The organism is Paraburkholderia sp. FW306-02-B, from assembly GCF_058782725.1.
Genome location: NZ_JBYSXZ010000002.1, coordinates 481254 through 503073 on the forward strand (window position 1 = coordinate 481254; position 21820 = coordinate 503073).

Annotated in this window: 21 protein-coding genes and 1 pseudogene; 17 read left to right on the forward strand and 5 right to left on the reverse strand. The window is 60.2% G+C overall.

Features of this window, described 5'->3' with window-relative positions; all coding sequences use genetic code 11:
* Nucleotides 1-8 precede the first annotated feature (8 nt).
* The 4 genes from AC3WOG_RS23145 to xylB are packed head-to-tail and all read left to right on the forward strand — an operon-like array spanning nucleotide 9 to nucleotide 4655.
* On the forward strand, nucleotides 9-1043 hold the full coding sequence (locus AC3WOG_RS23145) for an NAD(P)-dependent alcohol dehydrogenase (RefSeq protein ID WP_492580262.1): 1035 nt from the start codon (nucleotides 9-11) through the stop codon (nucleotides 1041-1043).
* 3 nt (nucleotides 1044-1046) lie between these two features.
* On the forward strand, nucleotides 1047-2222 hold the full coding sequence (locus AC3WOG_RS23150) for an ABC transporter ATP-binding protein (protein WP_492580263.1): 1176 nt from the start codon (nucleotides 1047-1049) through the stop codon (nucleotides 2220-2222).
* A 44-nt stretch (nucleotides 2223-2266) separates the two neighbouring features.
* Nucleotides 2267-3145 (forward strand): AraC family transcriptional regulator, encoded by an 879-nt coding sequence (locus AC3WOG_RS23155; RefSeq protein WP_492580264.1) that lies wholly within the window; start codon nucleotides 2267-2269, stop codon nucleotides 3143-3145.
* A gap of 49 nt (nucleotides 3146-3194) precedes the next feature.
* Nucleotides 3195-4655, forward strand: a complete 1461-nt coding sequence (xylB, locus tag AC3WOG_RS23160) for a xylulokinase (protein WP_492580265.1) — start codon at nucleotides 3195-3197, stop codon at nucleotides 4653-4655.
* Nucleotides 4656-5074: 419 nt separating this feature from the next.
* Here xylB and AC3WOG_RS23165 read toward each other — a convergent pair whose 3' ends face one another.
* Nucleotides 5075-5338: a hypothetical protein gene (locus tag AC3WOG_RS23165; protein WP_492580266.1), complete on the reverse strand. Its 264-nt coding sequence runs from the start codon at nucleotides 5336-5338 to the stop codon at nucleotides 5075-5077.
* A gap of 654 nt (nucleotides 5339-5992) precedes the next feature.
* On the opposite strand from AC3WOG_RS23165, the gene AC3WOG_RS23170 reads away from it, so the two are divergent.
* The 4 genes from AC3WOG_RS23170 (at nucleotide 5993) to AC3WOG_RS23185 (ending at nucleotide 9408) form a co-directional block, all read left to right on the forward strand.
* Nucleotides 5993-6280, forward strand: coding sequence for a hypothetical protein (locus tag AC3WOG_RS23170; RefSeq protein WP_492580267.1), 288 nt, complete (start codon nucleotides 5993-5995; stop codon nucleotides 6278-6280).
* 188 nt (nucleotides 6281-6468) lie between these two features.
* The gene (locus tag AC3WOG_RS23175; RefSeq protein WP_492580268.1) at nucleotides 6469-7161 is read left to right on the forward strand and encodes a phosphatase PAP2 family protein; all 693 of its coding nucleotides are present in this window, start codon (nucleotides 6469-6471) and stop codon (nucleotides 7159-7161) included.
* Nucleotides 7162-7403: 242 nt separating this feature from the next.
* The gene (locus AC3WOG_RS23180; RefSeq protein ID WP_492580269.1) at nucleotides 7404-8375 is read left to right on the forward strand and encodes a LysR family transcriptional regulator; all 972 of its coding nucleotides are present in this window, start codon (nucleotides 7404-7406) and stop codon (nucleotides 8373-8375) included.
* Nucleotides 8376-8580: 205 nt separating this feature from the next.
* Nucleotides 8581-9408 (forward strand): SDR family oxidoreductase, encoded by an 828-nt coding sequence (locus AC3WOG_RS23185; RefSeq protein WP_492580270.1) that lies wholly within the window; start codon nucleotides 8581-8583, stop codon nucleotides 9406-9408.
* A 178-nt stretch (nucleotides 9409-9586) separates the two neighbouring features.
* Here AC3WOG_RS23185 and AC3WOG_RS23190 read toward each other — a convergent pair whose 3' ends face one another.
* Nucleotides 9587-9814: a hypothetical protein gene (locus AC3WOG_RS23190; RefSeq protein ID WP_492580271.1), complete on the reverse strand. Its 228-nt coding sequence runs from the start codon at nucleotides 9812-9814 to the stop codon at nucleotides 9587-9589.
* Between the two features lie 147 nt (nucleotides 9815-9961).
* On the opposite strand from AC3WOG_RS23190, the gene AC3WOG_RS23195 reads away from it, so the two are divergent.
* Both AC3WOG_RS23195 and AC3WOG_RS23200 read left to right on the forward strand, forming a co-directional pair.
* Nucleotides 9962-10243 (forward strand): DUF3303 domain-containing protein, encoded by a 282-nt coding sequence (locus AC3WOG_RS23195; RefSeq protein ID WP_492580272.1) that lies wholly within the window; start codon nucleotides 9962-9964, stop codon nucleotides 10241-10243.
* Nucleotides 10244-10280: 37 nt separating this feature from the next.
* A complete protein-coding gene (locus AC3WOG_RS23200) occupies nucleotides 10281-11018 on the forward strand; it encodes a hypothetical protein (RefSeq protein ID WP_492580273.1) in 738 nt (245 codons plus the stop codon).
* A 114-nt stretch (nucleotides 11019-11132) separates the two neighbouring features.
* Here AC3WOG_RS23200 and AC3WOG_RS23205 read toward each other — a convergent pair.
* Nucleotides 11133-11347 (reverse strand): annotated as a pseudogene (locus tag AC3WOG_RS23205) (VOC family protein); the annotation flags it as partial.
* Nucleotides 11348-11812: 465 nt separating this feature from the next.
* Here AC3WOG_RS23205 and AC3WOG_RS23210 point away from each other — a divergent pair.
* Complete coding sequence (locus AC3WOG_RS23210) at nucleotides 11813-12856, forward strand: acyltransferase family protein (RefSeq protein WP_492580274.1); 1044 nt, start codon at nucleotides 11813-11815, stop codon at nucleotides 12854-12856.
* Nucleotides 12857-13598: 742 nt separating this feature from the next.
* Here the strand turns inward: AC3WOG_RS23210 and AC3WOG_RS23215 are convergent.
* The gene (locus AC3WOG_RS23215) at nucleotides 13599-14354 is read right to left on the reverse strand and encodes an SDR family oxidoreductase (RefSeq protein WP_492580275.1); all 756 of its coding nucleotides are present in this window, start codon (nucleotides 14352-14354) and stop codon (nucleotides 13599-13601) included.
* Between the two features lie 43 nt (nucleotides 14355-14397).
* Nucleotides 14398-14799, reverse strand: a complete 402-nt coding sequence (locus tag AC3WOG_RS23220; RefSeq protein WP_492580276.1) for a nuclear transport factor 2 family protein — start codon at nucleotides 14797-14799, stop codon at nucleotides 14398-14400.
* Between the two features lie 228 nt (nucleotides 14800-15027).
* Here AC3WOG_RS23220 and AC3WOG_RS23225 point away from each other — a divergent pair, with 228 nt between their 5' ends.
* From AC3WOG_RS23225 to AC3WOG_RS23250, 6 genes are all read left to right on the forward strand, one after another.
* Nucleotides 15028-15666, forward strand: a complete 639-nt coding sequence (locus tag AC3WOG_RS23225; RefSeq protein WP_492580277.1) for a TetR/AcrR family transcriptional regulator — start codon at nucleotides 15028-15030, stop codon at nucleotides 15664-15666.
* Between the two features lie 578 nt (nucleotides 15667-16244).
* A complete protein-coding gene (locus AC3WOG_RS23230; protein WP_492580278.1) occupies nucleotides 16245-17915 on the forward strand; it encodes an MASE1 domain-containing protein in 1671 nt (556 codons plus the stop codon).
* Nucleotides 17896-18561, forward strand: coding sequence for a response regulator (locus AC3WOG_RS23235; RefSeq protein WP_492580279.1), 666 nt, complete (start codon nucleotides 17896-17898; stop codon nucleotides 18559-18561). The genes AC3WOG_RS23230 and AC3WOG_RS23235 overlap by 20 nt, the downstream gene beginning before the upstream one ends.
* Nucleotides 18562-18729: 168 nt before the next feature.
* Nucleotides 18730-19914: a phosphate ABC transporter substrate-binding protein PstS gene (gene pstS, locus AC3WOG_RS23240; RefSeq protein ID WP_492580280.1), complete on the forward strand. Its 1185-nt coding sequence runs from the start codon at nucleotides 18730-18732 to the stop codon at nucleotides 19912-19914.
* 344 nt (nucleotides 19915-20258) lie between these two features.
* Nucleotides 20259-20522 (forward strand): DUF4148 domain-containing protein, encoded by a 264-nt coding sequence (locus AC3WOG_RS23245; RefSeq protein ID WP_492580281.1) that lies wholly within the window; start codon nucleotides 20259-20261, stop codon nucleotides 20520-20522.
* A 544-nt stretch (nucleotides 20523-21066) separates the two neighbouring features.
* Complete coding sequence (locus tag AC3WOG_RS23250; protein WP_492582415.1) at nucleotides 21067-21615, forward strand: hypothetical protein; 549 nt, start codon at nucleotides 21067-21069, stop codon at nucleotides 21613-21615.
* The last annotated feature ends 205 nt before the right edge of the window (nucleotides 21616-21820 follow it).

Below are 21820 nucleotides of genomic sequence, written 5' to 3' on the forward strand. Positions count from 1 at the left end.
AGAAAGTTTTGAAAGCTCTCGTACTCGAAGAAGCTCGCCAGCTCGCGCTTCGCGATATCGACCTGCCGCTCGAAGTCGGTCCTCGTGACGTCAAGATCAAGATTCACACGGTCGGTGTTTGCGGTAGTGACGTGCATTACTACACACACGGGCGCATCGGTCCGTTCAAGGTCGAAGAACCCATGGTGCTTGGCCACGAAGCGTCCGGGACGGTGGTCGAAACCGGCAGTGAGGTCACGCACCTGCGTGTGGGCGACCGCGTTTGCATGGAGCCGGGCATCCCGCAATTCGACTCGCCGGCGACGATGCGCGGTCTCTACAACCTGGACCCCGCGGTACGTTTCTGGGCGACGCCGCCGATTCACGGCTGCCTGACGCCTTATGTCGTGCATTCTGCGGCATTCACGTTCCGGCTTCCCGACAATGTGTCGTTCGCAGAGGGCGCCATTGTGGAGCCGCTGTCGATCGGGCTGCAGGCTGCCAAGAAGGCTTCGATGAAGCCGGGAGACGTCGCAGTCGTCATCGGCGCGGGGACGATCGGCGCGATGACCGCCCTGGCCGCACTGGCAGGCGGCGCGTCGCGCGTCATTCTGGCAGACGTGATCAAGGAAAAACTGGCTCTCTTCGCCGGCAATCCAGCAGTTACGACAGTTAATGTGCACGAGCAACGGCCGGCCGATGTCGTTCGGGAAGTCACCGCGGGCTGGGGTGCCGACGTCGTGTTCGAAGCGAGTGGCAACGCGAAGGTCTACGATGACCTGTTTGATCTCCTTTGCCCGGGTGGCTGTGCGGTCCTTGTCGGGATGCCGGTCGACCGCGTGCCGCTCGACGTAGTCGCCATGCAGGCGAAGGAAGCGCGCCTCGAATCGGTGTTCCGCTACGCGAATGTGTTCCCGCGCGCGCTGGCGCTGATCAGCTCGGGAATGATTGATGTGAAGCCGTTCATCTCGCGCAAGTTCGCGTTCGCCGACGGCCTCAGGGCGTTCGAAGAGGCGGCAGCAGGGCGCCCGAACGACGTCAAGATCCAGATCGAGATGGACTGAGCCATGGCCAAAATCGTCTGCAGAGGCCTCACGAAGCGTTACGACGGCGGGCCGCCGGTGCTGCATCCACTCGATATGGAAATCGACGACGGTGAGTTCGTGGTGTTGCTCGGGCCATCCGGATGTGGCAAGTCCACGATGCTTCGCATGATTGCGGGTCTCGAAGGTATCACGGGCGGGGACCTTGCGATCGGTGACACCGTCGTGAACGACTTGCCGGCGCGCGAGCGTAACGTCGCGATGGTGTTCCAGAACTACGCGCTGTATCCGCACATGACAGTGTATGACAACGTCGCGTTTGGCTTGCGCCGGCTGAAGGTGCCGGCTGCGGAGATCGACCGTCGCGTGCGAGAAGTCGCTGCGATGCTGAACCTCGACACATTGCTCGATCGCAAACCGCGGGCAATGTCGGGCGGCCAGCAGCAGCGCGCTGCGATCGCTCGGGCAATGATCAAGACACCTGAGGTATTCCTCTTCGATGAGCCGCTGTCCAACCTCGACGCGAAACTGCGAGCCCAGTTACGAGGCGATATCAAGCGGCTACACCAGCGCCTGAAGACCACGACGGTGTATGTCACGCACGACCAGCTCGAGGCCATGACGCTCGCCGACCGTGTGATCCTGATGCGGGGCGGGCGGATTGAGCAGGCCGGCACGCCATCTGATCTCTACCATTTCCCGCATACGCTGTTCGCCGCGGGGTTCATCGGCACACCCGCCATGAATCTCATATCCGGGACGGTCGAGCGAACAGGTGAAACGTGCTTCGTCCAGGTGAAGGGCCAGCGCTGGGCGCTTGTCGGGCCGCGTTTCGCGGGGCTGCAGCCCGGCCAGGCGGTGAAACTGGCGATCCGGCCGAACTATCTGAAGGTGGCGTCCGCGGACGATGAGTTCGGCTCGCTAAGGCTTCGCGGCAAGGTGGAGCTGATCGAACTGCTGGGCGCGGAGGCGCTTGTCACGTTCGAATTCGCCGGCGAACGCCTGGCCGCCCTGGTGCCGGCGGGCGACCTGCCCGAACTGGATAGCGTGGTAACGTTTCAGTTCAAAGTAGCCGACCTGCACGTTTTCGATACCCAGACGGAGCAAAACGTCTCATTGCCCGTTCCTCAGAGCACCAGAACAACTGTCGCCAGTCCGCCACATCAAGACACGGGCGTACAGGGAGCGGCTTTGCATTAACAGAAGAAGACGCGGCGTCGAGACAGCCGAGGAGGAGAATCGGTATGAATCCAGACCTGGAATTGGTGCACACGCGACGGGACGAGTCGTTCCGTGCCTGGGCGCACGACTATCCGCATACGGTAGCGAAATGGCACTTTCATCCGGAGTATGAGATTCACGTCATCCGGGCGTCGACCGGCAAGTTTTTTGTCGGCGATTTCATCGGCGACTTCGCGCCAGGCAACCTGGTGATCACCGGGCCGAATTTACCGCACAACTGGATCAGCGAAGTCGGCGAGCGCGAAACCGTGCCGTCACGCGACGTGGTTCTCCAGTTTTCGCGTGACGCGGTCGAACGCATGGTGGCCGCGTTCACCGAGTTGCACTCGATCGTCGGCCTGGTCGACGATGCAGCGCGCGGGATACAGTTTCCGGATGTGGTGGGTCTGGCCATTGCGCCAATGATGCTGGAGCTTGCTGTTTCACACGGTTGCCGCCGCGTCGAATTGTTGATGTCGATCTTCGACAGGTTGTCGTCGTGCACCGAGCGCACCTTGCTGGCGGGACCCGCATACGATGTCAACGCGCATCGCTACATGCAGTCCACGATCAATCAGGTGCTCTCGTACATTCAGCAGAACCTCCCGGGCACATTGCGCGAAGCTGATGTCGCTGAGCTTGCCGGCATGAGCGTGAGCACGTTCACACGCTTTTTCCGACGACATACAGGATGTACGTTTGTGCAGTACCAGAACCGGCTCCGGATCAACGAAGCGTGTGAACTGCTGATGTGTTCGACGCTTAGCGTGACGGAGATCTGCTATCGCGTTGGCTTTAACAATCTGTCGAACTTCAATCGTCAATTCCTTTCGACGAAGGCGATGCCGCCATCGAAATTTCGCGCGCTGCATCAGCTTAACGAACCCATGATCGCGGCTTGACGTTTTGCTTCGGCAAGACGAGCCGGCCGCAAGAACCAGGACGACACTCTTGACTTTCCTTGGAATCGACCTTGGGACCTCCGAGGTAAAAGCGCTACTCACAGACGACGAATCGCACACGATCGCCACCGGCAGTGCACGACTTGAAGTCGAGAAAATTCACCCCCACTGGTCCGAACAGAGCCCGCAGGCTTGGTGGCACGCCACACTTGATGCAATCGCGCAGGTGCGGGCGTCCAATCCCGCTGGCTTTTCGGCGCTACGCGGTATTGGGTTATCTGGACAGATGCATGGCGCGACCCTGCTTGATCGCGCCGGTCAGGTGTTACGCCCGGCGATCCTGTGGAACGACACCCGGGCGTTTGCCGAATGTGTGGAGCTCGAGGCACTGGTTCCAGAGTCGCGCTCGATTACCGGCAACCTTGCGATGCCGGGTTTCACCGCGCCGAAACTGCTCTGGCTGTCTAAGTACGAACCGGCCGTGTTCCGCGCAGCGCATAAGGTCTTGTTGCCGAAGGACTACGTGGCATGGCGGCTAACTGGCGAGTTCGTCTCCGACATGTCCGATGCGTCGGGCACGCTGTGGCTCGACGTCGCGAAGCGTGACTGGTCGGACAGGATGCTCTCCGCGACCGGCCTTTCGCGTGAGCACATGCCCAGGCTGGTAGAAGGCAGCGAGGCTGCGGCACAGTTAAACGATACATTGCGGCGCGAATGGGGCATTGCTAGCCCAGTGCTCCTTTGCGGCGGTGCGGGTGATAACGCAGCCAGCGCGATCGGCATGGGCGTGGCCGACGCCGGTAGCGCGTTCCTGTCATTGGGCACGTCTGGCGTGCTGTTTGCCGGGACTGACCGGTTTGCGCCGAATCCCGCGCAGGCGGTGCACGCGTTCTGCCATTGCTTGCCGGACCGCTGGCATCAGATGAGCGTCATCCTGTCGGCGGCTTCAAGTCTCGCGTGGCTGTCCGACGTGCTTAAGAAGGACGTCGCCGAGCTTGCCGGCTTCGCCGAGAAGGCCGACGCGCGGGGCGCGCCGCTGTTCCTGCCGTACCTGAGCGGTGAGCGTACGCCTCACAATGACGCGAATGCAAAGGGTGTGTTCTGGGGGCTAACCGGCGCTCACGGTGAGGCCGACCTTGCGTACAGTGTGATGGAAGGCGTGGCTTTCGCGATGGCCGACGGTTACGCGGCGCTACAAGGTGCCGGGACGGCGCTGGACACGGCGTCTTTCATTGGAGGCGGCTCGCGTAGCCGTTTCTGGGCGAGGCTTTGTGCAACAGCCACTGGCGTTGCAATGCGCCGCCATCATGGCGGAGATGTCGGCGCCGCTTTGGGCGCTGCACGGCTTGCGCGGCTGGCCGTCACGAAGGAGAACGTCACGCAGGTGTGTACGTCTCCGGCAACGATCGAGGTATGTGAGCCCGACGCAGGGCACCGGACCGTGACCGGGGACCGGCTCGCGCGATATCGCAGAATATACGCGGCACTTAAAGATGAATTTTCCAGATAGATGTTCATCCAGATCCGCGTATCTCGGCGTTCCGGATTGAGATTGCTTATGTCTTTGCCAGCCTTCCCGTCGCGCCGTTGCTTGTTTCGGTGTCCATGGCCAAGATTGCTGGCGAAGGTGCGCGAGGCGTCGTGAAAATCACGGCGTTCGATTCCAACTTGCCTGTGGGCGATCAAGCATGGACGAGCGTTGCACCTGACTGTGGGCCGGTTGCGTCAGGCAGTACGCGGCCATCTGGACGACCTCGGTTCGACGCTACTCACGGTTGATAGCGGACAACGAATGAGCGCTGTCTGGGTTGACGCAGACGTTCAAACGTCCGCTCCACTCTGTGGATGAACGGCCGAGAATGGCCGCTGGACTCGGAAGTTCGATGACGGACTGAGTTCGACCCACATACGTCGCTCACTATGATGACGTCACTCCCTCGAGACGACGAATGCGCAATCGACGAAAGTATGCGCACGACGCTGGCCGTAGGCGACAGCCTCCTCAGAATATGCAAATTCAAGCGGCTCTGCATAACTTGCAATCACGTTTTCCGGAAAGAAGTGACCTTCCTCATGAACATACCAGGTGACGGCATAACGTGGCTCGACACCGTTGAAGGAAAGCGCGGCGTTCTCGGCGACGCGCAGGTGCACTCCGAGGCCCCGGTAAGGTTGGCAGGTGTGATTGCTCATGTCTCCTCCTCAGTGCTCGGGCGGCGGATGAACGCCTCTTTGCAACGGCCGGTCCAGACCGTGCATTCGAATCCTGTTGGCGCGACGCCGCATCAATCCATGGCGTTATGGTCCGCGTGGCTTTAACTGTTTGTCGAACCACACGCGCGACGCACTCATAAATGATATGTAATACGAATAAATTAAGAAGATGACAAAAAGCGGCCAGCGTGGCGACTGCCGACGGCTCGCACTTTGCAACGCGGTAATCGGAACGCCGGGGGCATAAAAGGCGGCGTCACCAGATCGGAATCGGGACGCCGCTGAAACACACACCCGCGGGACTGGATAGACCGCACGAGTGACTTGAAGATATCGTTCGTCCTTCTTCGACTCAAGATGAAAAATCTTCGTTTGTAACAGCGCCCAAAGTATTTTTTGCATCATTAAATCTGATGATTCTGGTTGCGCAACAGGCCACGATGCTCCGCTGGCGTCAGCGCGCGCAGGTCGCGTTTGTAAATTTACAAATTCAAAAAATTTCTTACAAAACTTCTCATCGGTTGAATCCGGCCGGCGCTACCATGGCTGACAAGATGGAGGGCCGTGTGCACCCGTCACGAATCCATGCTTTGTCTTTTCGAATGTCGATTAGTCTGGGTATCGGAGGACATCATGTTGTACGAGTACGGTGGCTGGACCATCGACGCCATACCGGATTTTTCCCTTGGAAAATTCTTCGCGCGTGCGGCACTGACCCGAGCGTCGCCCGATCCTGAAGCAGACGCCGAAATGCACGAAGGCCGCGACCTCGCGTGGTTCGACAGCGAGGACGAGGCGGTTGAGTTCGCGCGCCAATGGGCAATTGCGTGGATTGACGATCAGTCCGCCCGCGCCAGGCCGATCGAGCCCGCGTCGACGCTGAACCTCCGTGGTCGACCCGAAACCGCCACTCGGAATTGATGTGTGAATGTCCGAAGGGGGCTCGTAGTGGTCACTCGACCAAAGCCCCGCGCTAGTTATCGGATCTCGGAAATAGTTTATGCGCGGTCTCCGGGTTTTACGTTTGCGCTGACTTACTGTCCAGACCGCCTCCAGGAGAGGGGCGCGGCCCCGTTCTGCTCGCACCGCTCCCATATTGACTACAAAATATGAACAGCCTAGATACGGTCATCGAGACATTTCTTACAAAGCTGAGCTTTGGCTTTCTATTTAACCATGCAATAAGAGCCGTCACAGATCTGTATACGTTCAAGGGTCTCGTGCTCATCCCCGTTTTGTGGTGGATATGGTTCCAACCTGGCGAGCGTCGCGAATGGCGGCGCGAAATGGTCATCGCAACGATCGTGAGCGGTCTGTTGGCACTCGCCATGGGAAGACTTCTCGCTGATTTGTTGCCATTCCGGGTACGTCCTGTCTACGACCCCAACCTCCATCTGCACTTTGCATCTGACTGGCAACGGGACGCCAATCTGGCAACGTGGAGTTCGTTTCCGAGCGATCATGCAATGCTGTGGATGTCGGTCGCGACAGGCATTTTCATTGTCTGGCGCCGAGTTGGTCTGCTGGCGCTTCTGTACACCGCTATCTTCATTTGCATTCCGCGCGCTTATCTCGGCTATCACTACCCGACCGATTTACTCGCGGGGGCCGCGATTGGGATCGCCATTACCTACGTCATGACGCGGGACTCCGTTAGAGCGCGTTATGCGACTCAATCGTTGCGATGGATTGAACGCTACCCAGGACAGTTTTCGATGCTGGCGTTCGTCCTTTGTCTCGAACTGGTCACCCAGTTCGACGAACTACGGAAGTTCGTGAGCTCCGCTTCCAAATTTCTTTGATTCCTTTCATCCTGGCTCGGTTCAGAAAAGCCTGCAACGCAGACGCGTTGAACTCGAAGACCGGTACGCAACCGCTTCGCCGTATTTGCACGCCGATGACCCCGGCGGAACGACAATCATTGCAAAGCAGCCCGGTGACGCGAACCACCTGAGCGGCGCTCGCGTCGCACTGGCCTTCAGGTCCCATTCTTGCCACATGTTCGCCGCCGACGGCCGCGCAGTGCCGAAACCGGGAGGAAGCCATGCGAGTAAACGAACTGCGCGCCATCGAGATGTTCTCCAGGGCAGTCGAACTTGGAAGTCTCCGCCGCGCGGCAGCCGCCCAAGGCGTAACCCCGCAAGCCGCCAGCCAGGCGGTCGCCCAGCTCGAAGAGCATCTGGGCGTGCGGCTGCTGCATCGGACGACACGCAGCCTGTCGCTGACGGACGAGGGGCAACAGTTGCTGGAGGCGGCGCGACCGGCGCTCGCCACATTGGAGCGGGCACTGCAGCGGGTGCGGTCGGCCAGGGATGAGATCGCGGGACCGCTGCGCATCGTGGGGCCGCGCTCGTCGTTCTCGCCCATTCTGTGGCCGGTGCTGGATGAATTTTGCAACGCCTACCCCGAGGTGCAGCCGGATGTGCAGCTCGATGACGGTATCGGCAACTGGGTGCTCGACAGGGTCGACGTGGGTTTTCGCATTGGGGGCCCGCCTGAGGAAGGACTGATTGCGCGACCGCTGTTCCCGGTGCAACTGATCATCTGTGCCGCCCCATCGTACCTCGAGCGTCACGGCGTCCCGCGCTCGCTCGACGATCTGGCATCCCACCGGTGCAGTGTGTTCCGGCACCCAGCCACTGGGCAGGCGTTCCCCTGGTACCTGAACGTCGATGGGGAAATCGTCCAGCGGCACTTCCCGACGACGGTGACGACGAACGATACCGAACTGGAGCTGCAGGCCGTACTCACAGGCCAGGTGGTGGCGCAGGTATCCGCGATGTCCGTTGCGACGCTCGTCCGCGCCGGCCGTCTGGTACCGCTGATGCCCCAGCACATGACGGACCACATGCGGCTCTACCTCTACTACGGCAGCCGAAAGGCCCAGCCTACGCGGGTGCGCCAGTTTATCGACCTGACCGTTCAACGCCTGGCCGACAACCCGCGGTTCATCCTGTCGGCCGAAGAACTGGCGGCAGCCGTACCGAAACTCAAACGCAGGTCTCGCGGCGCTTGAGTATCAACTTCAGCTTGATGATGTTTCAAGCTTTGAGGCCCTAGGCCGACATGTCGACGCATCCTATATTGGAAGCTTCGCCGCTGGCGCGGCGATTGCCGCGAGCGCAGATTGCTCACTGGGGCCTGGAGCATGCCGCTGCCCTGCGCCGGCGATCAGTTGATTTCAACATGTCTGACAGGCCCTGGTCGGGAAGGAGAATTCCATGAAGGATGTCGTCGTGGTCATTGGATCGGGGTCCATTGGTCAAGCGATCGCGAGGCGCGTGAGTGTAGGCAAGCATGTGCTGCTTGCCGATCTCCGGGAAGCCAATGCCAACGCTGCGGCCAAGACGCTCAGTGATGCCGGTTTCGAAGTGAGTACGGCCAGCGTCGATGTTTCCTTGCGCGAATCGGTGCACGCGCTCGTCGAGATGGCACAGGCGATTGGCCCCGTCACCGGCGTGATCCATGCCGCGGGCGTCTCGCCGACGCAGGCACCCGCCGCCATCATCCTCAAGGTGGACCTTTATGGCACAGCGCTGGTGCTGGAAGAGTTCGGCAACGTGATAGCGCGTGGCGGATCGGGCGTTGTGATCGCGTCGCAATCCGGACATCGACTTCCAGCGCTGACGCCCGAGCAAGACAAAGCCCTGGCCGTGACGCCGACTGAAGCGCTGCTCGCGCTTCCGATGCTACAGCCCGATCAGGTGACGGACCCGCTGCATGCCTATCAGCTTTCCAAGCGAGGGAACTCGCTGCGGGTCATGGCCGAAGCCGTGCGTTGGGGTAAACGCGGCGCCCGGGTCAACACCATCAGCCCCGGCATCATCATCACGCCGCTGGCGAACGATGAACTCTCTGGTCCGCGCGGCGCAGGGTATCGCCGCATGATCGACCTGTGCGCGGCCGGGCGCGCCGGGACCCCCGATGAGATTGGCAACCTTGGGGCGTTGCTGATGGGGCCGGACGGTACCTTTATCACCGGGAGCGACTTCCTCGTGGACGGCGGAGTCACAGCGGCCTACTGGTACGGTGACCTTGCGCCGAAGTGAGGGTAGGCGCGCCCGTTCCCTGAGTCTTCGCCCGTGCTCTCAACCCCTGAATGAGTCGGCAGTGATGCTTCTTGCTGCACTGATCGTGATGAAGCGACACGCACCTGGGGCCCGGTAGGTTTGCCGTCCCGGAGCGATTGTCAATCCTGCGAATACAACGAGATATCGACTGGCAGACTTAGCCCAGCCCGTTGACCCAGAGATGGCCGGCAGCAGTGACGACGGCCTGGGTTCCGGCGGCAAACGCTGCCACCTCAATGGAGGCGACAACGGAGGCAGGCAGTACGCCGTCGTTCGAGGGAGGATTTAACCCTCGCTGGTTCGTATCGCGCCTGACCGATGTGTCCGGCATCTTGTCGTAGATCCTTTGATCCGTGCATGTCACCCACATGTGTTCAGGAAGCATCTGCGTTTCCTCGAAATGCCCCCAGATTCTCATTCCAGATCCGGGGTGCGGTTGCAGCTGAAACTCCATGCAGAGCAACCCCAGTATCGCCTCCAGCAAGCGTATATATTGAAGGAGGTGGACGAGCCACCGTCAGGAGACACAGCCATGAAATTCATGATGACCTTCCACTGGGCACCGGATACCCAACAGCGTGCCGAAGCCATCGCGCGCTTTCAGCGAACCGGCGGGCTCCCGCCTGACGGCGTCCGGTTGGTGGGCCGGTGGACGCGAGCCGATCTGGGTGCAGGATTCGATCTGCTCGAAACAGATGATATGAAGAAAATCACCGAGTTCGCCTATCAGTGGAGCGATCTGATGGAGCTGGACATCGTCCCAGTGCTTGACGACGCCGAGCTGAGCGAGGTGCTGGGGCGCGTAGTGAAATAGAGGGTTCAACGCACGTTCGATATCGACGCTATTCGACATGAACACAACCGGGCGCGCCCGCAGCCACGGCCTGCGGCACCGCGTGATCCTTGCAGCCGGGCCAGGACGCTGGCGACGGACGATCCTGGCCCTGCTTGTCGTTCTGATCGGCTATGCCGCCGCCGATCTCTTCTGGCCGTTGCACCGTGACCTGAGCCGCTTCGATCCCATCGCGACGGGGACACTCGAAACGAAAATATGGCGCTCCTACTATGACCGCCAGCACGTGGCGCTCTTTCTTGAACTGGCGCAAACCCTGCGCACGCAATACCACTTTCCGTGGCTAAGGTCGTACGTCGGCGCTTACTACGGCGCATCAGCCGCGTTCACCTTCAAGGAGGGCAAGGAACGCAGCGATTACGAAAAAGCGTTGCCGGCGCTGCAAACCTATTTCAGCCTGATCCGCAACACGGGGAACCGCGACTTCGATGTCTCGCGCACCACCGCGCTCGAACTGGAATGGTGGATCGTGCACCGGCAGCGTGAACGTTATCCGCCCGGCGCGTTGGGCAGCGCGTGTGCTGAAGCTGCCGCATCGCTGTATAGGGTGCCCGCGGGCTCGACACTCGAACACGGCCAGTTGCGCGCGCAAGCGATGCTGCTTCGCGACGCCCGTGAAGAAGCGGGCAGCGTCACCGACGCCGATTGGGCAACCATTGAATCGCTACTGCACCGGAGCTATCTGTCGCTTGGCCATGCCGTTTCATCGACAAACGCCGTCGCCGGCGAGCGATGAGCGACGCGCCAGCTCGCTCGAGAGGCCACATTGATGCGCCGCTTTGTGTGGCTTTCGCGACGAAACGATTTGCATCGCTTTAGAGGAGCAATGCGCTTGTGCGCCTTTAGGCGCCAATTTATAAGGGCGGGTCATGACCTCAAGCAAATGACCGTCGGGATCGTCGAAATACACTCTCCGGCCATCGTTGTGCGGATAGGTTCGCCGGCACGTTGTTTGCCGGGATCGGCCCAGTACATAAGCCGTCGGTCACGAATGCGAAAGAAGACCTGGTCGAATTCGTCTTCACTAATCAGAAACGCGTAATGCCGCATGGAAATCGCACTGTCGTTGAATAGCCGCTTGCGACCCGCTTCGGCCGTTCGCACAAGTTCGAACGCAACGGCAGCTTCCAGGGGCAGTGGCCATTGCTACCAGTCTGGCGTCTGGCGCTTGACAAGTCTATGGCGCGTGTCGCACTTGCATGTGCATCATCTGCGGGGGCCTTACGCTACATCATCGAACCGCCGGGATTCATCTGCCGGGAAAAGGTGGGAGCACTACATCCTGCCGTGCGGCGCCGTCCTGAAGACCGATTCGTGATCGACGTGTCGGATACCCTCGACAGGCGATGCATCGAAGCTACAGCGCGCCGTCAAGACAATCCCGCACAGCCGTTCGCTCCGATCTGTGGCTTGGTGCACGGAACGTGATCACCTTCCCGCTATGATTGCTACGTTTGCCTGTCGCCCGACCGCCGCCGTTGCGGCCCTCACGCACAATCGCACTGCCGGGAATTCGAAAAGAACAGCCATATGAAATACGAACCGTCCCTCGACGGCCTGCGTGCCGTCGCAATCGCCGCGGTATTCGTTTATCATTTTTCATTTTCCGCACTGCCGGGAGGCTGGGCGGGCGTCGACATATTCTTTGTGCTGAGCGGTTACCTGATCACAACCATCCTCGCCAACGAAATCGACTGTACGGGCAGGGTTGATCTTAAGCAATTCTATTTCAACCGCTTTCTCCGGCTCGCTCCAGCGTTCGCCTGCCTGCTCGCGTTCATGGCGCTGCGCGCGGTCACCACGGCCGACGGCGCGCATCGACAGTCGATCCTCGAATCGATCGGCATCGCGGCGGTGTACCTGATGAACTGGAATCGTGCGTTCAGCTGGGTCGGCCAGGACATACTCGGGCATACGTGGTCGCTGTCGATGGAAGAGCAGTTTTATATTGTGTGGCCGCTCTTGCTGCTCTTGATCCGCCGGAAGCACGCAATCCGCTGGACGATGTCGCTGATTGTCGTTATCACCGTATGGCGAGTGCACCTGGCCTTATCGGGCGCTGATCCCGAACGAACCTACAACGGCTTCGACACGCATGCCGACGCACTGCTTATCGGCTGTACGCTCGCGCTCTTCAAGCCGGGCAAGCGGCTTGCCCGGCTTGCACAAAGAACGGCTGTGCTGCCGGTGCTCGGCATCGCCGCGATACTCGCGACCGTCGGGCTTCGCACGCTCGCGGCGCAAACCATCGGACTGACGCTCGCTGCACTGTGCACCGCATGGATCATCTCCGCGGCGCTCGAAGACGGCTGGTTGAAGAGAACGCTGTCGCTTCGGCCCCTAGTTTACACGGGCAAGATTTCGTACGGCCTTTACTTGTGGCACTACCCGATCATTCTGATGATACGCGCGCATGTCCATCTGCCGAGCATGCTTACGCTGCCGCTCGCGCTGCTGTCATACCCGGTTGCGGCCATCTCGTTCTGGTACGTCGAAAAGCGGTTCCTCAAATTGAAGGCGCACTACCGGGTGCCGGTCGTGACAGTTCCGTTGGAGGCAGGCGTACAGCCCTGATCGTGCGGTGCGCGCTTGCCCATTGTGGGTTGCCGTTCGATCCTTCGACTTCCTTTGCAGCCAGGATTGCTTCGATGTTTTATGCGTCGTCACTCGGCAACGCTCTGATCTTCCTGTCGAGCTCGCGCATGAAACAGCATGTAAAAGCATTTTCGGGAAGACTGGCAGCGCAAGCGGTAGGCGCGAAGGGCAGTTGCAGCCCTGTCTCGCTAATGCCGGTTGTTCTGCAGGCATGGCAGTGATCGTCCCCGTTCCAGGGTGAAGGATTCGTACATCGGAGCAGATCTCAGAACGCCCCGACCGTGGAAAGCCCATCGCAAACTGCCCGAGGTGCCCGCCGTTGAGAAACCCCCTGGTTGCCCGGGCACAATAGAAAAGACTGGTGACGCTCGCGCCTTCGGAGTTGAGCAATTCGATTCGCGCGCAGACGGAGCTGGCCCGAGTCATCACCCGGTCCGGGCTGGAACTGTGGCCTCATCCCACATGCGCATAGTTTCGACCTGCGCATGTGGGTCGATCCAGACCGTTTGATCTTCTCGAAAGTCGCTACTCGCAAAAGGCCATTTCGTTGGCAATCCGAACGATGGCTTAGGCCAACCACGCGACGAAACTGGTTTGCGCCCGAATTGCGCCCGAACGTCTGTTGTCGGAGCCGAGCCGACCTTCGAACGTCCGTCCAGGCGTGCGGTCGAACGACCGTAGTCGGCGTGCGCCGTGAATAATCATGTCGGCACGCAGCGATTCACCCACCTAGCACTTCCATCATCTGGGCATTCAAGCCATTGACGAAGCTGTGTTCACCGGGACCAGGATTCCCGCGGAACAGCTTCGCACCTTCAACCAGAACCTCATCCACATCCGTTCCGAGGACAGCGATCGTTTCGTCGATGAACGCTTCAAGCGGCATCGCCTGTTCGGCTTCGCGGCTGTTCATGAGGTCCGTGCGCACCCAGGGCGGCGCGATCTCGAGTACGCGAACCTTCGTGTCCCGCAGCATGAAGCGTTGCGAAAGAATGTACGAATGCAATGCCGCCTTGGTCGACGAATACACTGCGGTCGCGGCCAACGGCACGAAGGCAAGCACCGAGCTTGTATAGGCGACGACAGCGTCGTTCCTGGTCTTGAGATGATCGATCAGCGCCGACGTCATGCGGATCGGTCCCATGAGGTTGGTCGTGATGGTGGACACCATCAGCGCGTCGTCGATCTGGCCGCCAGCCTGGTCGGGCTGCATGATCCCTGCGTTATTGACCAGTACGTTGAGATCGGGATAGTCCGCGATCAGTTGCGCCGCCACCCTGTCGATGCTGGTTACATCGGCGATGTCGAGCTCGATTGCAGCCATGCCCGGATTCGCCGCCACCACCTCGTCGAGATAGCTGCGCCGGCGGCCGCCGATGATGACCTTGTTGCCGCGCTTGTGGAGCGCCTCGGCTAGCCCGCGGCCAATGCCCGAACCGCCACCCGTGATGAAGATCGTGTTTCCGGTCAGTTTCATGATCGTTTCCTAGTTGATGCTTCAGTGGTTGATGCTTGCGTGGTCAGGCAGGGAACCGGTCGCCGAACATCGGCAAGCCGCTCACGGATTGCGCCTTGGTTGCTTCGTCCTGAAGGACGTCCCAGTGCTCGGCAAGCTTGCCGTTTTCAAAGCGGACAATGTCGGCTGCAATCCACGCAACGGGCCTGCCGATCCCACTGAAGCGGCCATGTGCGATGACATAGTCACCCTCGGCCACGATCAGCTGGTTCTCATAGCGCGCGGTGTCAGGCAGCGCGCGAACCAGGTCGAACAGGCCGTCGCGTCCTGGCGCGATATGGGCGCTATGCTGAATGTAGCGGTCGGACCAGAAGCGCTCAGCTGCAGCGTAGTCGCGCTTGTTGAACAGGGTGTCGAATGCTTCCAGCACTAGCGCCTTGTTCTGTTCAGGGGTTGTCTTCGTCATCTCGAGGTCCTCTTTGAAGATTCAGGTGGCGACGCGGTCAGGCGTCAGATAGCCGTTGTGCCCCCTGCTGCCTGAACGTTCAGGTAAAGAAGGCTATACTTAAGACAATGGTGAATGACATTGTCATTGCGACGGATTGTGGGCGTCCGCTTCAGCAATGTCAATGGTGATCGACATTGTATTTTTCGATGGGTCTTATTGGGTCGTTGTCGGCCGAAGAGAGGGGGAATGGGTGTTTCCAGGCAGCAGGCGGTTGAAAACCGGCGCGCGATCGTGGCAGCCGCCGAGAAGCTGTTTCGCGAGCGCGGCGTCGACGCAGTCGGGCTCGCCGAGCTGATGAAGGCGGCGGGCTTTACGCAGGGTGGTTTCTACAACCACTTCAAATCAAAAGACGCGCTCGTCGCCGCAGTGATGGAAAAGGCGATGGCAGAAGGGGGAGAGGCTTTTGCCTCCCAAATCGAAAACGCCAGGTCAGCCGACGCTGACCCGGTCAAGCAAAACATTCAGTGGTACCTGTCCCCCGAGCATCGCGCGAATATCGAGGCGGGTTGCCCCTTGTCGGGTTTTGTAGGCGACGCCCGCCGGTTCGGCGACGTGGCGCGCGACTCTTACGCACAAGGTCTAGCGGCGAACCTCGAACGATTCGCCAAGGTCATCGAAGAGACGAAGGGGCTCAGCAAAGGCAGCCGCAGGAAGGCGATCACTTTGTTCAGTCAGATGGTCGGCGCGCTGCTGCTTTCGCGTGCTGTTGCAGACATTGACCCGGCGCTCGCGGATGAAATTCTTGACGAGGGCCGCCAGCATCTCCTCGCCGCCGTGGACACGCTACCCGGAATTCAATCACGCAAACGCTCGCGCCGGCAGTAACCCAACGTCCGTTTCCGCCAGGAGCGCTGCCATTGGATCCCCGCCCGGGACAGGCTGCTCCTGGTCGGACACGGTCCGATGCTGAATGGATGAGACGGTCCGCCGCAGGTCTGTCTGCGTCAGGCACGAGTCGACCCACAACCGTCATTCGTCCTGGCACCGCAGCTATGGCTGTTCTCGGCGTCTACCGGTCATCGGAGCCGTTGTGCCGGTCAGCACGTCGTCGGCCGGAACGGCTCTTTGGCGATTCTTCCCGATTATCCGGAGCCTCCTTGAATCCGGGCATGGTCCCTTGATCGGAAATCACCCTCTTTCGATCTTGAAGTCCTGGTCAGGCAGGACGACACCCGCCTGAACGAACTCACCTTGTACCGCCATGATGGTCCTTCGTATGTGCGATGGCGCGCAGAAGAATTCTGACGTGGGTTCATAGTAGTTTTGGTCGTCTTGATACGAGGAATATGACCTGCATAATCCCGGCATCAAATTCGCCATATTGATAGGTTCATCAGGATTGCTGCTTGCGGGCTGTGCCAGGACGCGTGGGTCATCGCTCGCGTAGGGGGGTGAAGCGAACCATGGTCATCATTCGGGGCAGTTCCAGGTTCAGGCTCTTCCTGCACACCGGGTTTGTGGCATTGGTGTACTACGCAGGCGCAAAAGTAGGACTTGCTTACGCGGTGGTGGGCGGCGCAGTCTCTCTGGTGTGGCCTTCCAGCGGTATCGCCCTGGTTGCGTTGCTCGCTCTGGGCTTCGAGGTTGCCCCCGGAATTGCGATTGGCTCCTTCCTCGCCAACGTGTCGGTGGGCGTGCCCTTACCAGTGGCTGCGGTGCTTGGCGCCGGCGCTACAGTTGCAGCCTTGACGGCAGCAATATCGTTGAACCGCGCGGCCCGATTCCAGATCACCCTCGACCGCATCAGTGACGTGTTGGCCTTCATCGGCCTGGCCGCGGTGGTGAGCACGGCAGTCGGTGCGCTGATTGGCGCGACCGCGCTGCTCGGAGGGGGCCTGGTGCCGGTCGCCGAGTACGGCGCAGCCTTTCTGAAATGGTGGCTCGGTGACATGATGGGCGTGCTGGTGGTGGCTCCGCCCCTGCTCAGCCTGCTCGCGTATCCGAACCCCATCCGCTCGGCGGAGCAGGCCGTGGAGGCGTGCGGACTGACCGTTGCGACCTTCTGGGTGAGCTACCTCATCTTCGGCGCCCCGCAGCTTGCCGGGCACGGCTACTATCCTGCAGCCCTGGCGATCTTTCCGTTCATTATCTGGGCGGCGCTGCGCTTCGATCACCTGGGCACCAGCATCGCGACCTTGATGGTCTCAGTCGTGGCCATCTGGGGTACCACCCACGGCACCGGCCCCTTCGCCGCCGAATCTCCGGTGGATAGCCTCGCGAGGTGGTGCACCTTCGCGAACGTCGTGGCGGTAACCGGACTGCTGCTGGTGGCGGTACGTGCTCAGGAGCAGCGCGTCCATAACCTGCTGCAGGCATCCCACATCGAATTGGAACGGCGCGTCCAGGAGCGAACCGAAGACCTGGAGAAGACAAACAATGAACTGAAGGAGGAGATGGCGCGGCGCCGTCTGTTGGAAGGAGAACTGATCCAGATTGGCGATCAGCAGCAAAGACTCTTCGGCCGGGAGCTGCATGACGGACTTGGGCAACACCTGACCAGCCTCGGTCTGTACTGTGCCGCCATGAATCAGAAATTGCAGACCCAGGGCCACCCAGCCGCCGCCGACGCCGCTACCATCGTCGGATTGGTGAAGCAGGCGTCGTTGATGACCCGCAGGATTGCCCACGGCCTGGACCCGGTCGCCATGGAATATGGTGGCCTTGCGGCCGCACTGCAGGTGCTGGCGGAGACGGCTCGCACGCTTAATGGCGTGGATTGCATGCTCCGGATCAAGCCAGATGTGGACTTACTGGATCCGCCGACGCAGATCAACCTGTACCGTGCGGCACAGGAAGCAGTCAACAACGCGCTGAAATATAGCGAAGGCCGCCACATCTGGATCGACTTGGAGCGCGTAGGCGGTTTGCAGACGCTTTCAATCAGTGACGACGGGGTGGGCGTCGGCCCGGAACAAATGGAGCGTGCCTCAGGACTGGGACTCCACAACCTGCGTCACCGGGCGAGCCTTCTGGGCGGCTCTTGCACTGTGACCCGCAATGCTTGGGGTGGCACCACGGTCGCCATCCGCTATCCGATACCGGAGCGCCCGGACCATGCACAGGAACTCGTCTAGCCCAGGCCGCGCGACTCAAATCCTGATCGTGGATGACCACCCCATCATCCGGGAGGGGATGACGCACTTGCTGAATCTGCAAGGGGATCTGCACGTCTGCTGTGCGGCCGGCAGCGCCGAAGAAGCCCTGGTCGCGATGGCCTGCCAGCCCAACATGGCCATTGTGGACATCAGTCTGCAATCGGACTCCGGCCTGGATCTTGTCAAGACCCTCCGCCACCGCTACCCAAATTTGGCAATCCTCGTCCTCAGCATGCATGACGAAAGCCTGTTTGCCGAACGCGCACTACGGGCCGGGGCAAACGGGTATCTGATGAAACTCGAGGCCACAGAGCATGTCGTGAGCGCCATCCGCGAAGTGCTGGCGGGCAATATTTATTTGAGTGTCACCATGCACGAAAAGCTGGCGCGAGCCTTCGCGGGTCCCAAAAAAATGCCGGCGGGCCCAATTGCGAGCCTTTCGGAACGGGAATTCGAGGTCCTGCAGCTGATCGGACTCGGCTTCAGTACCCGCGAAATCGCCGAGAAACTGAATCGGAGCGTCAAGACCATCGAGGCACACCGGGCCAACATCAAAGAAAAGCTGAATATCCGTAACGGCAAGGAGCTGATGCGCTTCGCAATTCAGTGGATCGAGAGCCAATAGGGCGGAGCCCGGTCGCTGAATAAGGCAATCCCCTAGCCTCGTTTAGGAAAAGTGCCTTATTCATGCGCATGCGCTCAGCGCATACAGTGCAGTGGTACCTGCCGGCGTACCGCAATCCTTGGGCGGGGTGGGCAGGCGCAACCCAAAAGCTCCATGGGGATCGCCGCCATGAACACCAAATTCCAGCGAACCGTTGTCGTTCTGATCTCTGCACTCATTCCTGGAACGGCCCGCAACCTGTGGCCGGTGTTTCGATGTGTCGCGGTTACGTGCCTCGTCGCGAGTCAGGCGCTGACAGCGCAGGCGGCAGGAGGAATCACGGGCGCCGGCTCGAGCTTCTTCGATCCCCTGGTGCAGAAGTGGGCCGCCTCCTATTACGACAGAACCGGCCAGCAGGTGAGTTTTCATCCGATTGGCTCCGGGAACGGCATCGATCGGCTGAAAGCGGCTACGGTGAATTTTGCCGCCTCGGACATGCCGCTGAAACCGGACGAATTGCGCGCATTGGGACTCATCCAATTTCCGGTGGCGGCGGGTGGCCTCGTGCCGGTGGTCAACCTCGATGGCATTGGCGCGGGACAGCTTCACTTGACGGGTGCGCTGCTGGCGGACATCTACTTGGGCAAGATCACCGGATGGAATGACGCGGCCATCAAGGCGGTCAATCCCGGCCTTACGCTCCCTGATCTGAAAATCGTCGTGGTGCATCGCGGCGATCGCTCCGGGTCGACCTTCAACTGGACGAACTACCTGTGCGCGGTGAGTGCGCAATGGCGCGAACAGGTGGGCAGCGGCCTGACGGTCAAATGGCCCGTGGGGGTCAACGCCACGAGCAGCCCGCTCGTCGCCACCTATGTCAAACGGATCAAGGGCGCGATCGGCTATGTTGAACTGGCCTACGCCACGCCGGCGCACCTGGCCTATGCGATCGTTCAGAATAAAAGTGGCGCGTTTGTCGAGCCGTCGGCCGCGAGTTTCAAGGCTGCGGTGGAAACAGTGGCTTGGGGCCGTGAAGACGATTTCTACCAAATCGTCACCAATCCGCCGGGCGGCCAAGCCTGGCCGATTCCTGGTGTCGTATTCATCTTGATGAAAGCCGACTCCGGGGACAAGGCTGGCGCGAACGCTGCGCTAGCGCTCTTCCGGTGGGCCCTCATTGAGGGTCGGGAAGAGGCAGCCGCTGAAAACTACGGCACCCCGCCACCGGACCTGGTCGGGGAGATAGAAGCGTATTGGGCCCGGAACCTGACCAACGGGCAAGTCATCGGAGTCGCCGCCGTCGGCTCGCCAAAGAGCCGGACAAGCATGATGGGCCGTGGGAGATATGACTTGCCCATCCGGACGGAGCCTTGAGCTAGCTTGCGTGCGCTACGCCGACGTTCTGCTTACAGATCAGAAAAATAATTCCAATATCGTTCCAACTGGAACAACCAGCAGAACATCCATAAACACCAAGGGAGTAAGTTGCAGGTGATGAAAATAGATCCAGGCTGGATGCCTGGGTCCTATCCTGGAGCGGTCGCGATACAAAAAAAAGGAGCCAACTCGGGAATGAAGGAAATTCTGCCCTGGTATTACAAGAGCGTGCCGAGTCATTGCAAGAACCTTTGGTCCCTTTCGAAGCGGCACGAAATCCCGGCGCAAACTGCATGATTCGATTGGCGTCGGGCATGTTATGCACCATGCTGGAGAATACGATGAAAACTCTGACTTTGATCCCCATTGCCGCATTGACGTTGTGCACCACGCTCGCCTATGCGGGTGACAACACCGACACATCCACGACGGCCTCCGACAGCAACGCAGCGATGACGTCGGACGCAGTCGGCGGTACGCCGGCGGGCAGTAGCGGGAGCGGTGCCCTCCGCGGCAAGACCCGCGCGGAGGTCGTTCAGGAATTGCAGCGCGCCCAGAAGGACGGCACGCTGGATCGCTTGAACGCGCTCTACGGCGGGCAGTGAGCAGATGCCCGGGATGCGGTGCGGTGCGCGCCGCACAGCGTCCCGGGAGACGACGTCAACAATTGGAGCGAGGGGCCACAGCCCCGGGAACGGTCGCTATAGAGGGTCGGCCGGGATTTGGCCTTATGAAACGCTTCGCCTAAGGCCGACGATGTGACCGACATAACCCGCGCACGAACAGCCGGTGTCTGGGGCGGAGCCGACATTCGAATGACCGGGCGGCTGCGTGGTCCAATGGCCGTAGATCAGATACAAAAATCGACGAAACACTCAAGTTATTTTCCTTCCTGTCGTTTACATGGCATGCGTCGCGTGCCAAATCATTTGCGCCGCATAATCGACGCCGGCGATTCCGCCGCTCGGCAAATTCAAAGTCTGGACAAGATCTTAACCACTCCAACAAATCCAATCTGCAATGAGAACGTACATCGCAATTTGCGCCATTCTAGGCACGCTACTTACTTCCGGCTGCGCGACTGTTGCGCCAATGTCACCGACAACAACGACGAGTTCCGTCGATACAGCGAAGAACTCGTACGTGCTGATGACCGTAACGCTAAAAAACGCGTATCACACCAGCTATCAGCCGAGCCCCATCGTGGTGAACATGGAACGTGGAACGGCAGACAGTCGTGAAGACCGGTTGAATTTCAAGTTTGACGATCAGAAAACAGGGACGGCCGATTCCGGCAATCACTATTTCATTCGACTTCCGCTTGCCCCAGGAAAGTACACGATGCGCGGAATCACGGGCCAAAGTGGCATCTTCCCGTTCCACGGCATGTTCTTCACACCGCTTCACGAAGTCGTCGAAGTCAAGCCGAATTCCATCGTGTACCTTGGTCACGTCGACGCCACGGTTGTCGAACGCAACGACGGCGAGTTGCGCGCAGGGCCGGTCATTCCGCTAATTGATCAGGCGGCAACAGGGTTTAGCGGCGGCACTTGGGACATCCGTGTGTCAGACCAGTACGACGACGACGTTGCGGCATTCAAAAAGGACTTTCCGGCGCTGAGCAATGCGTCCATTGATCGTGGCGTGCTTCCCGCTTGGGATAAGCAAAAAGCGACTGAGTGGTGGGCTAGCCACTGATCCAGATGTCGAAGTTGGCTGGTGCGCACAACTGACGTTCCAAATGTGCGCACCGGCCGGCTTTTGCCGCGGCCAGTGTCGAGTGCCGTCGCTGACATCCCCCGACATTAGCGCACACGTCGATTGACGACTACCCGCAGAACACATGCGTCGAAAAACAGCGACGTCGCCGACGCCCTCATAACGCATGACCCACGCCCTCAAT